This window comes from Schlesneria paludicola DSM 18645 (assembly GCF_000255655.1).
In the GTDB taxonomy this organism is placed as follows: domain Bacteria; phylum Planctomycetota; class Planctomycetia; order Planctomycetales; family Planctomycetaceae; genus Schlesneria; species Schlesneria paludicola.
The window spans coordinates 716,843-732,192 of the sequence record NZ_JH636436.1 but is presented as its reverse complement, the minus strand read 5'-3'; the positions used below and the strand labels follow the sequence as shown (position 1 = coordinate 732,192).

The window sequence follows — 15,350 nt, the reverse complement described above, 5'->3', positions numbered from 1 at the left end:
GTCCGCAATCACGCACGGCAATTCGCGGCTCACTCCGGAATGTAGCCACGCCACATCCAGACGAGCGTATCTGCAAGCGTCTGCTCAAAGACGTTGGCGTCACAGTGCTTCGATGCTCGGCTGAAGACGTACCGGTAATCATACCCCTTGGCATGCAAGGCCTTGGCGGTGCGCTCGTTGGCCATCACCCAATTGTGATACGTCTCCTCGGGATCGTTCGCGCGATTGTCGTTCTCCGACACATGCGTGAAGATGCGAAGCGGCTTTTTGTCGGTGCTCTCGATCAGCTTCATGCTGGAGTGATATTCCCACGCACCGAGTGGGTATTTCGCTTCTTCTGATGCGTCGTCGTCCTGCTGATCGACGAACGTCCCCGAGTAGGTGATCAAGCGACGAAACAGGTCCGGACGAAACCAGCCCATGGTCAGCGCCGCCGCCCCGCCGGAACTGCAGCCCATCACCGCTTTTCCCAAGGGATTCTCGGTGAAGGCGATCCGAGGATATGCGGTTTTGATCTCGGCATTCGTCAACACCGCCGACAGTACTTCGTCATTGATGAAGCGTGCAAAGCGATCGGACATCGTATCGTATTCGAGACCACGTTCGCTCCCTTTCCCATCGTTACCTCCATTCTCGACGGCCACCACGATGAAGGCCGGCAACGAGCGATCTGGGTCAGTTGATCCCGTCAGATTATCCAGTGCGTGCTTCACCAGATCGAGACGACTTGGCCCATCAAGCGTGACCAGCACCGGTGCTTTCGTACCATCTTTGTAGGCTGCGGGAACATAGACGAAGATTTTTCGCTGCACGCGCACAGGCTTCGTCGCATCGAGAGTCGAGTCATCACCACGGAAAATCTTGCTGTCGGCCAGACGCAAAGAGAATTCAAAAGACTTCCCTTTCGGTCGCCCTCGATCCGTGAGATCGGGATCGATTTTGTAGTCGGGTCCAATAATGAAATCACCATTCCCGACGGAGCCGGGCGTCTCTATCGAATTGCCGTCCGCCATTACCGAGCGGGACGATGCACTCAACAGGAAGACCGCAACAAAACAACCGATGCACCATGACTGGCGTTTTAGTTTCATCAACATGGCGAACTTGTTCCCCTGAGAGCGAGCATGACACATCTGGAAGGACGGAGCGACGCATTGTAATTTGCCTCCCAGCAATCCCAAAAGGATCAGCACGATGAACGAGCGGAACCATGGACGAATGATCTTCGCACGACCGTCTGTTATCAGAGTGCTCGTCCAGCAGTCTGTTGAAGTAACGGGCCTGGCTCCGGCCAGATTAAAAAACGCCATGACATCGTGAACGCCAAGGTGCCTGTCCCCCCTTACTTCAACAGGCTGCTACAGCGGAATCCGCATGTATCCCTTGGCCAAGCCATCGTTCAGAATCACTGACCGGACTTCCGCGAGCCCCTGCTGATCGCTGGGCCACATCAGCCTTGAATCGGCTTCGGTCACGTTCACCCACTCAATCTCGGTATGCTCCGAATTGATTGTCACGGCCGCGTCGTTATCGATCACCGCGCAGAACATCGGGGCCGTGTTCAGTGAATCATTGTCGGGCCGGTAGAAACTGGCGAGCGTACTCAGCCGGTAGAACTCCAGCGGTTTCAAACGCGTCTCTTCCCACATCTCACGCAGCGCACCCTGCCACGCCGTCTCATCTGGCTCAAGGCCCCCAGAAATCAGTTGCCACGTGCCGCCCATGTACTTGTTCTCGGCGCGACGTGCCATCAGCAATTGGTTGTTGCCATTGTGGCGACGGAGGATGAATACCACGACATAATAGACCTGTTTCATGGACAGCCTCTAACAGTCTGTTGAAGTAACGGGGACTGGCTCCGGCCAGCTTAAAAAACGCCATGACATCATCAACGCCAAGGTGCCTGTCCCCCTTACTTCAACAGGATGCTAACCGGTCATTCTCTGCGGTCAAAGCAACAGATTTCAGTTGTGTCTGACTGTTCACAGCAAATGACTGCCACGGAAAGCGGCCCCTTTGCCCGGTACTTTCGCCCCCGGCAATATCCTGCCGCCAGCAAAACAACGCCGCCACTTCGACGTTCCACGACCGTGAAAGAAAAAAGTTGCCAGGATTCGCGTTGAAACCTGGCAACTTCGATTGTCGCAGCCTGAAATCACAGACAGACGATTACGCCTTGCCGAGCTGCTGTTTCGCGGCGGCGATCACAGATTCGGGCACAAAGCCGAAATGCTTCTGGAGATCCTTATAAGGTGCAGACGCACCGAACGTCGTCATGCCGATGATCTGGCCTGTCTCGCCAACGTAACGTTCCCAACCAAACGTCGAGGCCTGCTCCATGACCACACGGGCTTTGACGCTGGAAGGAAATACGCTCTCTTTGTACTCGCGCGTCTGACGCTCGAAAATGTCCCACGAGGGCATCGAAACAACGCGGGATCGAATCCCCTGGGTGACCAACGCTTCGTGAGCCTCGACGACGACGCTCAGTTCGCTTCCCGTGCCAATTAGGATCACTTCCGGGTTTCCGCCAGGAGCGTCGGCCAGCACGTACGCACCGTGAGAGACCCCCGAAGCCGAAGCGTACTTGGCCCGGTCCAGCGTCGGTACGGGCTGACGCGTGAGAACCAGGATGGCGGGTTCGTGCTGAAGCTGGGCGATATAGCGGTAAGCTTCGACCACTTCGTTCGCATCGCCGGGTCGTAAGGTCACGATGCCAGGCATGGCGCGGAAGGAAATCAGGTGCTCGATCGGTTGATGCGTGGGACCGTCTTCGCCGTCGCCCAGTGCGTCATGCGTAAAGATGAAGATCGTCGGGATCTCCATCAATGCCGAGAGACGAATCGAAGGTCGGGCGTAGTCGCTGAATACGAAGAACGTCGCACCAAAGGGTCGCAGTTTCGACAAGGACATCCCGTTCAGAACGGCACCCATCGCATGCTCGCGGATTCCGAAATGGAAATTCCGCCCTCCGGTTGTCTTCGCCTGGAACGATTCCGCACCTTCAAACTTGAGGGTCGTTTTGTTCGACGACCCCAAGTCGGCCGATCCGCCCAGCAACCAGGGGATGTTTTGCGCCAGCACATTCAGCACCTTGCCCGAGACTTCACGTCCGGCAACCCCCTTGGCGTCGGCAGGGAACGAAGGCAAATTCTTGTCCCAGCCTGCGGGCAGCTCGCGCCGTTCCATTTGTTCAATCTGAGTCGCGAGTTCGGGAAACGATTTCCGATACGCCGCGAACAGCTCGGTCCATTTCTGATGAGCAACCGCACCGCGTTGACCCACGCCGTCAGCGAAGTGCTGCTTCACTCCGTCAGGAATCAGGAACTGAGCATCTTCGGGCCAACCATAGTTTCGTTTCGTCAGCTTCACTTCTTCAACACCCAGCGGTTCGCCGTGCGCTTCAGGAGTGTCTTGCTTGTGCGGCGCGCCATAGCCGATCAGGCTGTCGAAGACGATGATTGTCGGACGACCTTTTGTTTCTCGGAATGCTTTCAAGGCACCTTCGATCCCCTTCAGATCGTTGGCATCATGCAACCGCAACACATTCCATCCATAGGCAACGAATCGCGCGGCGACATCTTCAGAGAAGGCTAGGTTCGTACGTCCTTCAATCGTGATGTGATTGTTGTCGTAGATCCAGCACAGGTTATCGAGTCCCAAGTGGCCAGCGAGTGATGCCGCTTCCGAGGCCACGCCTTCCATCAGACACCCGTCGCCACAGACGGAATAAATGTCGTAGTCAAACAGATCAAACCCCGGTCGATTGTAGTGCTGCGCCAACCACTTCTCGGCGATCGCCATCCCGACGCTGTTGGCAATCCCCTGCCCCAGCGGTCCGGTCGTCGCTTCGACACCAGAGACCAGATGATATTCCGGGTGCCCCGCGGCCTTGCTGCCGAGTTGACGGAAACGACGAATATCCTCGAGCGTGATCGTCTCGTGCCCGGTTGGCTTTCCATCGGCGCCGATCGCTTGAGTCTCGGTCAAGTGCAGCACAGACCACAGCAGCATCGAAGCATGGCCGTTCGAAAGAACGAACCGATCCCGGTTCGGCCAGAAGGGATCCTTTGGATCGAACCGCATCACGCGATTCCAGATCGTATAAACGAGCGGGGCCAGCGCCATCGGGGTACCTGGATGCCCGGAGTTCGCCTGCTGGACCGCATCCATCGAAAGCGTACGGATGGTATTGATCGACAGTTGGTCCAGTTCATCGTTCGTCATCGAAATCGCACCTTCAATTGACATGACTTTCGTTAGTTATCTTACCGCCCCCATACTGTAGCGAATCGACGAGTCACGTTCGAATGAACCGGTCCCTGTCTTCAAATGGTTTTCATAAGACCGCAAACCACCCCAACGACGTCAGCTTCGCAGCTCCCGAAATTCACAGGAATGGGCTCCCCAATGTTCAAGAAGAACCACGACATTCGCAATATCAAAGGGCGGCTCCTCTGGATTTCGACAGGCTGTTGGACGGAACGAAGCGGTGACTTGCCCTTGACGAGTGAAGAGACGATGACTTCGTAAGTTCATGAATCCGTAGGGATTGGGCCCACATGTGACTCAAAACCCACTCAGCAAACTCGCCGAACGCAGACCAAAAATAGGCGAGCCTGCTTGCTTGGTCGCGTTTGGAATCCCGCACGGCAACTCATCAAAGCTTAAACATACATCATCACTTTTCTCGCAGTGCCCGCCGTCCCCATGAATTGAAATTGATACCGAATCCCAGTCACACATCCGAAATGGGGATTGAGAGATCGCAACCGAAACGGGCTTAAGCCCATTTACTTCACGGCGTCAGCCAAAGCCGCGAGACGTTCGGCCTCCGCACGGGTGACTGGCATGCGGAACTCCAGTCGGTCGAGCGACAGCTTGCCGTCCTTGATGACAAAGTCTGCGGGTTCTGCATCAATCTCACCGAGTTTCAGACGAATCTGGTAGTTCCCGTCGGGCTCGTTCTTGAACTCCTGTGGCGGCCACCGCAAATGATCAGCACGCAGCCCACCCAATTTCATGATCATGCTCCGCGACCACGTCCCAGATCCATCCGCCTGCTCAGGGCCAAAGCGTCCGACCTCGCACGGACCACGAAATCGTCGCGAAATTTCACCATCGGACCACCGAATCGCACCGCGGAGAATCACGCGGTCGAAATCTGTCTGAATCCGCGTTCGTGGGCGGACTTTTTGCCATGACGCGACCGCCTCCGGCATGATGTTTGTCCCATTGATCGGACAATAATTGAGTTGCCGATGCTGTGCCGCCACCTCGGCGAATTCGTCGCCAACCTCGGTGTTCATCACGAACAGCTCGGTCAACTTTGGCAAGTGCGGAAGCAGCTCTCCAAGTCCATCATCCACGTCGGTATCAGACACATCCAACGAATAGATTTCTGGACAACTCTTCAAGCAAAGCAACCCACGCGCTGTGATATTCCCGCGCGACAAGAACAATAATTGTACATTCGGAAAGTGCTTGGCGATGTGCCCGACAAGTTCATCAGTGGCGTGCTCGTCCAGTCGTACGGCAGTCACATCTTTCGCCGAAACCCCTCGCAGACCAATCGGTACCGCATCAAACCAATTCAGCGGATTGCGAAAATCTCGGTTCGTCGCCGGAATGATGATATGTCGCTCTGGGCCCTTGATTGCGACCACTTCCGGCGGGTCTTGCAGACCGTACCAGACGCGAATCCCCAATCCGACATGGACCACGAACAGAACAACGAGCGAGACAAGCGCAATCTTCGCCCAACCCGGCACGCATTCCCACGTGTGCTGCCAGTACGGACGCGCCGTCATGCGACATTCAGGATCACCCTTATCGAGTGCGTCGATCACCACAGGGTTCTTTTCATCCACTGCGTTCAACCTTCTTGTTCGTGATCACAGTTCACAGCCCTAAGAGAGGGGGGGGACAGGCACATTTTCCAGGTTCATCATGATCCACAGTGCATCGACGAGAGCAATCCATCCCTTTGCCCCGGGAAAATGAGCCAGTCCCCGGCCTGTGAACGGTTACTGTTCGTGACGTCATTTTGAAACGGAGACCTGCGATCCATGAATCGACGCACTTTACCTTTAAAGCAAGACTTCGAATCACGCGTCATCGACCGACTAACCATCTTTGCAACTGCGTGACCGTCATGGTACCGAAATGCTCTCATCGCGATCTTTCGCGAGCGGCTACCCCTGTCGTCACGATCACAATAGAATTAATGATGCGCTTCCGCGATCACATCACTCCTGTTGCCCCGAAGCTTATCTCGGAACATCAACTCATGCACGGATTCCGTATCCTCAAATCTGTCGCGACGTGTTGCCTCGTGTTCTTCTGCTCGTCTGCGATTGCCGCTGTCGAACTTGGCCAATCGGTCGGAGAATTCTCCGTCCTTGATGCCCGCGACAAGCCCCTCGCGGTCACCACGAGTCCCGAGAGAACCGCAATCGCACTGGTGTTTCTTTCTGCCCGAAGTGATGCCGTCGACAAGTCGCTGCAGAATATCAGCACCCTCTATCGCAAGCATCGACGCCTGGGAGTGGTCTATATCGGCATCTGCTCCAACGAAGTCGAGTCGGCCGAGGAACTCGGAAACTTCGCTCGTGATCGCGGACTAATTTTCACGATCTACCGCGACCCTGCCGCGGAGGTTGCCGGCAAACTGGGCATCACCACAAATCCTTCGGTCGCCTTGATCGACTCCGCAGGGAAATTGGCCCATCGTGGGGGACTTGAGTCCAAAGCGGGACTGTTGGCGTTCGACGCCGCCGTGACAAACAATGTCACTCCTCGAAAAAAAGAGGATTCGATCAAGCCAACACCGATCGCTCACCCCGGCGAGAAACAAAAAAAACTCGACAACTTCGGATCGCTGTCGTTCTCTTCCGAGCTGCTCTTCGAACGAATCCCTGATGCGTCGGTATACCACTGTTCGACAATCGCCGAAGCGGCCAATGGCGACCTGCTCTGCTTGTGGTACGGCGGAAGCTATGAATCTGCGGACGACCAAACTCTATTTCTCGCCCGTCGACGCGCTGGCGAGCGGGCCTGGCAAGAACCGCAGGCAATCCTCAAAGGCCCCGATCCACTGCCTGGCAATGGAGTGATCTTTGTCGATGGACACAAGCGAGTGTGGATCGTGTGGTGCCGGATGGAAAGTGTCAGACCAATTGGGCGAGGACAAGGCTGGGACAAGTGTCGACTGATGGCCCGGGTCTCGACGGACCACGGTCTGACCTGGAGCTCCGACACCGAGTTTCTCGACCAAAAGCTACTCGCCGTTCCAAGAAACCCTCCCATTCTGCTTTCATCAGGCAATCTGGTCCTGCCATTGGAAGCCATCGTCGACGGAGTTGAAGGTTCGATTTTTCTGATTGGGGCCGATGGTGGAAAACAATGGCGCCGGGGCGGATTCACACCTGGAGGCAGCCAACCCGCCGTCATTCAGCGACGCGACAAATCATTGTTCGCTCTGATGCGGAAGGCACCAAGATTGACTCAAATCGAATCGCGCGATGGGGGCGACAACTGGTCGCAGGCGACCCCTTCCTCGCTGCGGAATCCTGACTCCGGAATCTCAATGACGCAACTGGCCAATGGTCATGCTGTGGTCGTCTTCAACGACACGGAACTAAATCGCACGCCGCTCAGCATCGCCCGCTCAATCGATGAAGGACATACCTGGGAGACGCCGCTGCATCTGGAATCGAATCCCGGTGAATATTCATATCCCTGCGTGATCCAGACCTCTGACGGAAAGATTCACATCACCTACACCTATCGCCGCTACTCGATCAAACACGTCGAACTCAATGAAGACTGGCTGACGCATATCGAACGACCAAATTGAACCTAGTCACGGAATCGGCAAAAACTGAGAATGCACCAGCGGTCGTCTCCAATGCTGGTAAAGTCGCTCGCACACGCCCCGGACCAGGCCGACGCAAATCAACAAGGCACCCCAGGAATCGACATCATGGCCACCGCAGTTCGCGCGATCGCGGCCGTCATCGCAGGAGTTCTTGTCGCTCTGATTCTTCTGATCGCAGTCGAGCTCTTCAGCGCCGTCGTTCATCCCCTTCCCCCGGATTTCGGGGAAACCATGGAAGACATGTGCCAGCACGTGGCGAACTATCCGCAGTGGGTACTAGCAGTCGTAGTCCCCCTCTGGGCTGCGACTGCCCTTGCCAGTACCTGGGTTGCCAATCGGATCTCAGGTCGTGGAGCCGCACTCTTTGTCGGAATGCTTTTGATCGCGGCGGCGGGATTCAATGTCTGGATGCTGCCCTACCCGACTTGGTTCAAGATTATGATTCCGCTGTTGATTCCCATCGCGGTTTATCTTGGCAGCGGCGCACCAAGTCGTCGACATGAGACGGGCACGTCCGATCACCATCCCAAACCTGCGTGAACGGGATTTTCGATCACGAACGTCATGCTTCAGTTCGCGATCCCGTCAAGTTGCTTTCGCGTCGCGACCATCAATTCGCGCGTCAGCGTGTGCCCACCATCGAACGGCTGCCAGTTCACGTTGTATCCCCTGCCAATTAAGAGGTCTCGCAAACGTTCTGACTCCGAGAACGGCAAGATGGCATCCTCGCGACCGTGAGCGATCAAAACCTGCGTAGAGTGCTTCGCCTGAGGTATGCCATCATCCAGCTTCATGGCGGGTGAATAGAGAATCGCATGCTCCAACTTCAACCGTTCTTCGGCCACCAATTTGCTTGCGATCGTCGCTCCTTGCGAGAATCCGCCGACCGAGATTCGAACCTCAGGATGCTGTTTTGCAATCTCGTCCATCAACTCGATGATGCGCCGGCAGGATGAGTCGAGCTCTGCATCGGTTGTCGCCCAGGCCTGACCGCCCCCAGGCAGAGGGATCGGCCCTTCCGGAAACACAAACGCTCGCAATTCACCACCAATGTAATCTGTGAGCGACATCAGATCGTCGCCCGAAGCTCCATACCCGTGCAACAACACAACGACCTGTCGTGCATCGGCGAGACGTGTTCCAGAATACCGAACACTTAGATCTCCCGCGGATTTCTGTGGTTGCGTTTCTCGAACTGGCGGGAACGGCTGCACGGAACCAGACTCGGTGCAACCTGCGATCAGAAACATCAGCACAAGGGTATAACGCAACTGAGCATCCTTCGTTGGGCCAAACGTCAATCTGGGCGACACCAATCGATTGTATCCGACATGACAGCAGCCTTCAGCCGCTTGAGAGGATTGGGGAGGACTTTAATCGTTAACAGGCCGGGGACTGGCTCACTTTCCCGCGGTCAACGGAAGGCTTGCCCGAGTCGATGCACTGTGGATTCCAATTGAACCAGGAAAATGCGCACGTTCAAACAACGTCAGACCTTCCAAATGTTTGGAAACAACACCCGAACTGCTCGCCGCGCAGTCTCGAGACTTTGCTATCGTGACGGACAGACACCATTGGACTCAATCCAATGGCCCCTTTTCAATAACCTGCGAGTGCATTATTGCCACTCCTGAACCTGAAGGGGGCGAAGTGGGGGCTGTGCTAACAGCCCTGGGGCGTTCAGCGTTGTCACTGCTCCAGTCCGGCAGTTGGTCGTCGTCCTCGTCCACCGATCACAGACGTTTCATCGCAACGCGATGAGGACACCGTGACCGGTCTGCCCGCAGTCGGTCAAAATTGGAGGATTCAACGGAAATGTGAGTTGAAATGAGCAACTTGATGAGCACGTGATTTTTCCCATGAATTGTAGGGCGGCGCTCATGTTGATCATTTTGGTCAGGCAATTTCAAAATCGAGCAATATTTGACAAATGCCACATGAATCTCAAAGTGGCCCCTTCAGTCCTGCCGCTGACCGAGCACACACTGATGCGACTTCGCCCGACAGATCTTTCACAATTGAATTGAACTTTAGTCGTTCCCGGTCGATTCGAATTGACGGATCGTCCGCTGACGATCACACGAACCTCGACCGAATTGATGAGGTCGGTTTCGACGCGACGACAAGGTATCGAACAACAGTGGCCGAAGACATCGCATTCGTGGCATTCATAAGCCCGACAGATTCAATCTGGAAACCGACCTGTTCGAGTAAATAAGGTACCATTGCCATCGTTCTACACGCCGACTGAGGAAGAACATCGACCTCTTCCTGCCATCGTCCCGCCCAATCAGTTCGATCAAACAAACCATCAATCAGCAGAACCGAGCCTCCAGGCTTCAGCCAGTCTCTCCAGTTTCTAAACGCCGCAAGTGGGTCGAACAGACCATTGGCCAATTGACGCGAGACAATGACATCGAAAGCCGCCTGATCGAACAACAACCGATCGTCATCGCTGTCGCAAAAGCCATCCACAACGACCACATCCTGAAGCTCATGCTTGGCCTGCAATTTTGCCCGCATCGCGGGTGAAGGTTCCAATGCAGTCAATGAGAGCCCCGGAATCAAAGCCAGAGTTCTGCAGAGTGTTCCCGCCCCTGCCCCGACGTCGAGCACGGACATGCCTGGTTGGAACTGAAACGCGGACGCGATGTCCGCCAGGCATGCGTCTTCGTCCTCGCGCGTCCGTTGAAGAAGCCACGCATCATAGCGATCCACTTCTTCTGCGTCGTACTTGACCAAATATCGACGACGTGACTCTGCCTGACTTCCACGCCAATTCATCACAGCACGCTTTCTGAAAAGAAACAAATCCACGCGACGTGAACAAACACGACCGATCGAGATGACGCAAACCATCCGCAAAAGTTCGCACGCCGGGAATCTCACAACGATTCATATGGCGCACGAATCCATGCACAATACTTCCCGTCATGTTGTCAAACGATGTCGAACATGCGCCCCCCCTCAGCAGGTCGATTCGGTCTTTTCATAAACTAGCCTGTTGACAACACGTCTCTAGTCGACTAAATTTAGTCAACTAAACGATCGTTCGAATATTATTCCGCTCAGGACATTGAGCCTGTGTCTGCGAAGATTCGAGACCGTCACATCATTGACCGAGCCAAGGTGCCTTGCCTGGCACTCGCAACCGTTCGCAGCCCGAAGAGAGGTGGCCAGGCACATTTTCCCGGGTCAATTGGAATCCACTGTACATCGACCAGAGCAACCCTTTGCCGCGGGAAATGAGCCAGTCCCCGGCCTGTGAGCGGCGACTCGGCACTGTTGTCTGATCGGGCCGCCAATTCGGAGGTAATCTCGAATGGAATCAACCACGCTAGGACGAGTTCAACTGCTGATCATGCAGGTCCTGTGGGAAAAAGGGCGGGCGACGGCCCGTGAACTGACCGACGGCGTCAATGCGATCGAACCGATTGCACACAGCACGGTGCAGACCTTGCTGCGAGGCCTGGAAGAAAAAGGAGCTGTGACCCACGAGGCAGAAGGACGTACGTTCGTATTCGTCCCGCTGGTCAAGGAACAGGCTTTTAAGCAAACCGCCACGCGAGACCTGGTGGAACGCGTCTTCGGCGGAAAAGCAGCAAGTCTGGTGGCCCATCTGCTCAAGAACGAAAAGGTTTCACGGGCAGAAATTGACGAGATTCGCAAGCTAATCGACCAAGGTTCTCCATCCAAGAAATCGGAGTCGAAATGATGGTCTCGTATCTACTCACGGCACTCTTGAGCCTCGGGACCGGGATCGCCGCGTTCCTGGTCAACTGGTGGTTGCAATCGACGCTATTGATCGCCGCAGGACTGATCGGCGGGGCTCTGCTGAAACACCGGGGCGCGGCTTTGCAGTCGGTCATCTACCGATCAACGCTGGCCGCCGCTCTGATGTGTCCGTTCGCCACGGGATTACTTGCCCTCAGTGGCGCGTCAGGATGGTCGATCCACCTGCCTGCCAGTCAGGTGGTGCGGACTGCAATCGAGCCACCGCAGTCACCAAACGAACGATCAAGCACGGTGTCGCAGGACGTCAGCAGTTCAGTATCGTCGAGCGAAACGCCGTTGCACGTCACAGAACGAACGCTTCTGGCGTTGTCGACATCGCCCTCCCCTTCGATTGGATCGGAAGACACTTCGCACGCGGCCGCCGATAGCCCTTTGCCTGCGACCACCTTGATCAGCCCGAATCCAACGCAGACCACGTCCGGCACCTCGACGATCGAATCGATCACACCCATGGGTTGGATTGCGATCGTTGGCTCTGCGGTTTGGACCATTCTCGCATCGCTCTTCTCCTTCCGACTGGCGTCTGCATGGGCTCGCGTTGAACAACTGCGACGGAACTCAATGACTGCAGACAACGACATTCGTGAACTGTGCCAGGAACTCGCGAGTTCCATTGGTGTGCCATCACCCGACGTACGGCACAGTCCGTTTGTCTCGAGCCCTTTTCTGGCAGGTTTGCAACGACCTGTCGTGATGCTGCCCGAGGTCGATGCCGATCTGCGAATTCGTGAGGTTCTGATTCACGAACTGGCTCATCTGCGACGCCGAGACTGTGATTGGAACCTATTGCTGCAGATCGCAACGGCGTTCTTCTTTTTCCAGCCATTGATCTGGATGTTGGGTCGTCGGATCGAATCGACGGCCGAAGATGTCTGCGATGACTATGTCGTGCGGTTTGGCGGTGATCGAATCGAATACGCGTCTCAGCTCACCGTAATCGCCGAGCGCACATTGGCGCCGGTCCTGACCATCGGTGTGGGCATGATGTCGTTTCGATCAATGCTGGCTCGTCGAGTGTCACGAATCATGGACGGTTCTCGCACGCTCTCAACCCGAGCTGGCCATTTGATCGTGCTGGCGGTGATCGTCGTGGGATTCCTCGCCACGATGACCGCAGGATTCATCGGTTTGGCCGCACGACCAATTCAGGCGGAAAGCGAGTCCTCGAATTCGGCAGCAACCACGGCGCCATCCAAGGCGGAGGTAACGGCCGTCTCCGCGAATGAGGTCAAACAAGACGGACCTGTGGCTATTGACCATTCATCACAGATTTTTCAAGGCACCGTAGTCGATCCATCTGGAAAGCCTGTTGCCGGAGCAAAGATCTACCTTGTGGCTTACTTCCGGGAACCAATTCGCCCTTTCGAAGCAAATTGGAGGCCGGTCTGCATGACGAATGCCAAAGGCGAGTTTCGATTTGGCAAAGACGAACTCAGTGCTTACGGCGAACTTTCGCCGAACAGGTGGAATCATGCCACTCTCTGCGCAACGGCCGATGGCTATGGCTTCGGATGGTCCACCGTGGCGCTCTTCGAAACGAGTGGATCAGCGGTCAACGAACTCCGGAAACTCGCGGCGAATTTGCCTGATCCGTATCGGGAAGCCCAATTGAAAGTGCTCGAGTCGGCGGGCCAACCACTCCAATTGAAACCCGACGACCAACCGATCGAAGGTCAAATCCTGAATATCGACGGCCAGCCAGTGGTCGGTGCCAAGGTCCTGTTGATTCAAGCCAGGACGGGCGCGGACGAACGCTTGGAGGAGTGGCAAAAGAAGACCACCGAAGAACGCGCCGATTTCTATTCCACGAATCAAGCTCTTTCAAAACAAATGAACGGCCCTCAAGTCCGTTCCCTCATCACGCCGGGGCTCACCGATGCACAAGGCAAATTTGTGTTGCGTGGAATTGGGCGCGATCGAATCGTCCAACTCTTGATCGAAGGCCCCGGCATTCAATCCGACTTGATCTACGCCAGAACTCAACCTGGCAAACCGATCGAGATGCCGAATGAATGGGCCCGCGGAGATATGAGGAAGGAACTTTATCACCCGAGTCAGTTGATCCATGTGGCAGGGCCCTCCCAGCCAATCGTGGGCACCATCGTCGACAAAATCTCGAAACAGCCGATCCCGGGTGCAGTCGTCCTCAGTCAAAAGCGACACGGTCACCCGATCAACGGATGGGGCCAGGATTTCGTTCGAACTGTGGCCGATTCGGAAGGACGTTTTCGACTGGAAGGAATGCCAATTGGAGCGGACAACCGAATTGGTGTCATTTCCCCTTCGGACCGAGCCTATCTCTCAACCAGCAAGCAGACCAAGACGACAGCCTCCGCAGATCCACTGAAGGTGGATTTTGAATTGCAACCGGGTGTTTGGATTACGGGACGCGTCACCGACAAGCAATCGGGAGAAGGTTTGGCGGGCCATTTCGAACCATTCACGTTCCGGGACAACAAAGCGGGGGAACGCGGCCAGGTCGACGAACGGCAATCGCTACGAGCCGACAACCAAGGACGATTCCGGCTTGTCGTCGCACCCGGACCTGGCATCATTGCTTTTCAGGCAGAGCAGCATCAGAAGTATCCGCGCGGTGCAGGAGCGGACACGATCAAAACGGGTAAGAAAGCTTCCTCGGAAGTCCCGTATTTTGAAACTCGACCATCCTATTGCATGCCATCCAGTTTCCACTTCGTCAAAGAGATCGACCCGTCGCTGGATCAGCATGAAATCCAACTCGACCTGACCTTGGATGCAGGAAATAACTTGAAGGGGCATGTCGTTGATGAATCAGGCAAGCCGCTTTCAACCGCAGCGTACAGCGGAAAGATTAAAGAGTTTGCCGCGGCCTGGGATCAGGTGGATCCTGACGGACAGTTTGAAATCCTCGGCTATGACGCCGCAGTCCCGCGAACTGTGGCGTTCTTCGATCGCGAGAAGTCACTCGCGGCACAAATCCTTATAACGGGACCGGTGACGAGTCCCCTTGTCGTGAAACTAGCACCTGCGGGAAATGCGACAGGACGCATTGTGGACGAACACAATGATCCGATTCCCAATCTGCAACTGCTGAGCTGGACTCCAAGACGAGACGATTCGAACGGCGAGATGCGACAATCACTCCAGGCACCACCTCTTCCACCAGGCGACTTCAGACGACATCGATCCAACTTGTTCAATGACTCGCAAGGCCGCTTCGAACTGAAGCACCTGATCCCCGGTCAAGAATACCGCATTCGCGTGCTTTCCCGCGAAGGCAAAGACCTCAGCAAACAGATTTATGCACCATTGGATGTGGTCATTAAAGTGAAGGCGGGTGAAGTCCTTGATCTGGGCGATATTCGCATCGCCGATGAAAAAACCTTTACTGAAAAGTTCAAAGAACAGATGAGATCTGCCCCCGGCACGAAAGGTGGATGACCAAAGCGGCTCGGTGTGCAGAACGGGTCTTATCGGTCTGGAGACAATCCGCGAATCGACTGTTGGCCAGTTCAAATAAAGCGGACAGGCGCCTCGATATTCAAGAAACGATGGCGGTCTCGAACCTGTGCGGAAGCAGTCCCCATGATTGCAAGAGGCCGCCAGTGAAGATTCAAATCGGAATTGGCACGTTGATGAATTCGTTGGGCGCAGGCCAACAATCCAGCCCTCGATGCTGGTGAGCCTGCCAGGACAG

General features: G+C 55.5%; 10 protein-coding genes. 4 read left to right on the top strand and 6 right to left on the bottom strand.

The window, feature by feature from the left end:
- Positions 1 to 29: 29 nt before the first annotated feature.
- The 4 genes from OSO_RS46530 to OSO_RS0136520 all read right to left on the bottom strand — a co-directional run bounded on the left by OSO_RS46530 (position 30) and on the right by OSO_RS0136520 (position 5,870).
- A complete protein-coding gene (locus OSO_RS46530; protein ID WP_040593802.1) occupies positions 30 to 1,013 on the bottom strand; it encodes an alpha/beta hydrolase in 984 nt (327 codons plus the stop codon).
- 345 nt (positions 1,014 to 1,358) lie between these two features.
- The gene (locus tag OSO_RS0136535; protein WP_010587723.1) at positions 1,359 to 1,817 is read right to left on the bottom strand and encodes an NUDIX hydrolase; all 459 of its coding nucleotides are present in this window, start codon (positions 1,815 to 1,817) and stop codon (positions 1,359 to 1,361) included.
- 352 nt (positions 1,818 to 2,169) lie between these two features.
- A complete protein-coding gene (gene tkt / locus OSO_RS0136530) occupies positions 2,170 to 4,227 on the bottom strand; it encodes a transketolase (protein WP_040593588.1) in 2,058 nt (685 codons plus the stop codon).
- 566 nt (positions 4,228 to 4,793) lie between these two features.
- Positions 4,794 to 5,870, bottom strand: a complete 1,077-nt coding sequence (locus OSO_RS0136520) for a leucine-rich repeat domain-containing protein (protein ID WP_010587721.1) — start codon at positions 5,868 to 5,870, stop codon at positions 4,794 to 4,796.
- A gap of 419 nt (positions 5,871 to 6,289) precedes the next feature.
- Between OSO_RS0136520 and OSO_RS0136515 the strand changes: the two genes are divergently transcribed.
- Both OSO_RS0136515 and OSO_RS0136510 read left to right on the top strand, forming a co-directional pair.
- Positions 6,290 to 7,858, top strand: a complete 1,569-nt coding sequence (locus OSO_RS0136515; protein WP_162130584.1) for an exo-alpha-sialidase — start codon at positions 6,290 to 6,292, stop codon at positions 7,856 to 7,858.
- 126 nt (positions 7,859 to 7,984) lie between these two features.
- The gene (locus OSO_RS0136510) at positions 7,985 to 8,419 is read left to right on the top strand and encodes a hypothetical protein (RefSeq protein ID WP_157605980.1); all 435 of its coding nucleotides are present in this window, start codon (positions 7,985 to 7,987) and stop codon (positions 8,417 to 8,419) included.
- Positions 8,420 to 8,448: 29 nt separating this feature from the next.
- On the opposite strand, the gene OSO_RS0136505 is transcribed toward OSO_RS0136510, so the two are convergent.
- Both OSO_RS0136505 and OSO_RS49075 read right to left on the bottom strand, forming a co-directional pair.
- A complete protein-coding gene (locus tag OSO_RS0136505) occupies positions 8,449 to 9,150 on the bottom strand; it encodes an alpha/beta hydrolase (protein ID WP_029247836.1) in 702 nt (233 codons plus the stop codon).
- A gap of 805 nt (positions 9,151 to 9,955) precedes the next feature.
- Positions 9,956 to 10,663 carry a class I SAM-dependent methyltransferase gene (locus OSO_RS49075; protein WP_157605977.1) on the bottom strand — a complete coding sequence of 236 codons (708 nt, stop codon included), beginning with the start codon at positions 10,661 to 10,663 and terminating at the stop codon, positions 9,956 to 9,958.
- 538 nt (positions 10,664 to 11,201) lie between these two features.
- Between OSO_RS49075 and OSO_RS46520 the strand changes: the two genes are divergently transcribed.
- Positions 11,202 to 11,594 carry a BlaI/MecI/CopY family transcriptional regulator gene (locus OSO_RS46520; protein ID WP_010587716.1) on the top strand — a complete coding sequence of 131 codons (393 nt, stop codon included), beginning with the start codon at positions 11,202 to 11,204 and terminating at the stop codon, positions 11,592 to 11,594.
- Positions 11,591 to 15,094: a M56 family metallopeptidase gene (locus tag OSO_RS0136480; protein ID WP_010587715.1), complete on the top strand. Its 3,504-nt coding sequence runs from the start codon at positions 11,591 to 11,593 to the stop codon at positions 15,092 to 15,094. The genes OSO_RS46520 and OSO_RS0136480 overlap by 4 nt, the downstream gene beginning before the upstream one ends.
- Positions 15,095 to 15,350 lie beyond the last annotated feature (256 nt).

Bases quoted from the DNA above. Each gene is read 5' to 3' on its own strand.
- OSO_RS46530 (WP_040593802.1), bottom strand. From the start codon at position 1,013: ATGGCGGACGGCAATTCGATAGAGACGCCCGGCTCCGTCGGGAATGGT.
- OSO_RS0136535 (WP_010587723.1), bottom strand. From the start codon at position 1,817: ATGAAACAGGTCTATTATGTCGTGGTATTCATCCTCCGTCGCCACAAT.
- tkt (WP_040593588.1), bottom strand. From the start codon at position 4,227: ATGACGAACGATGAACTGGACCAACTGTCGATCAATACCATCCGTACG.
- OSO_RS0136515 (WP_162130584.1), top strand. From the start codon at position 6,290: ATGCACGGATTCCGTATCCTCAAATCTGTCGCGACGTGTTGCCTCGTG.
- OSO_RS0136510 (WP_157605980.1), top strand. From the start codon at position 7,985: ATGGCCACCGCAGTTCGCGCGATCGCGGCCGTCATCGCAGGAGTTCTT.
- OSO_RS49075 (WP_157605977.1), bottom strand. From the start codon at position 10,663: ATGAATTGGCGTGGAAGTCAGGCAGAGTCACGTCGTCGATATTTGGTC.
- OSO_RS46520 (WP_010587716.1), top strand. From the start codon at position 11,202: ATGGAATCAACCACGCTAGGACGAGTTCAACTGCTGATCATGCAGGTC.
- OSO_RS0136480 (WP_010587715.1), top strand. From the start codon at position 11,591: ATGATGGTCTCGTATCTACTCACGGCACTCTTGAGCCTCGGGACCGGG.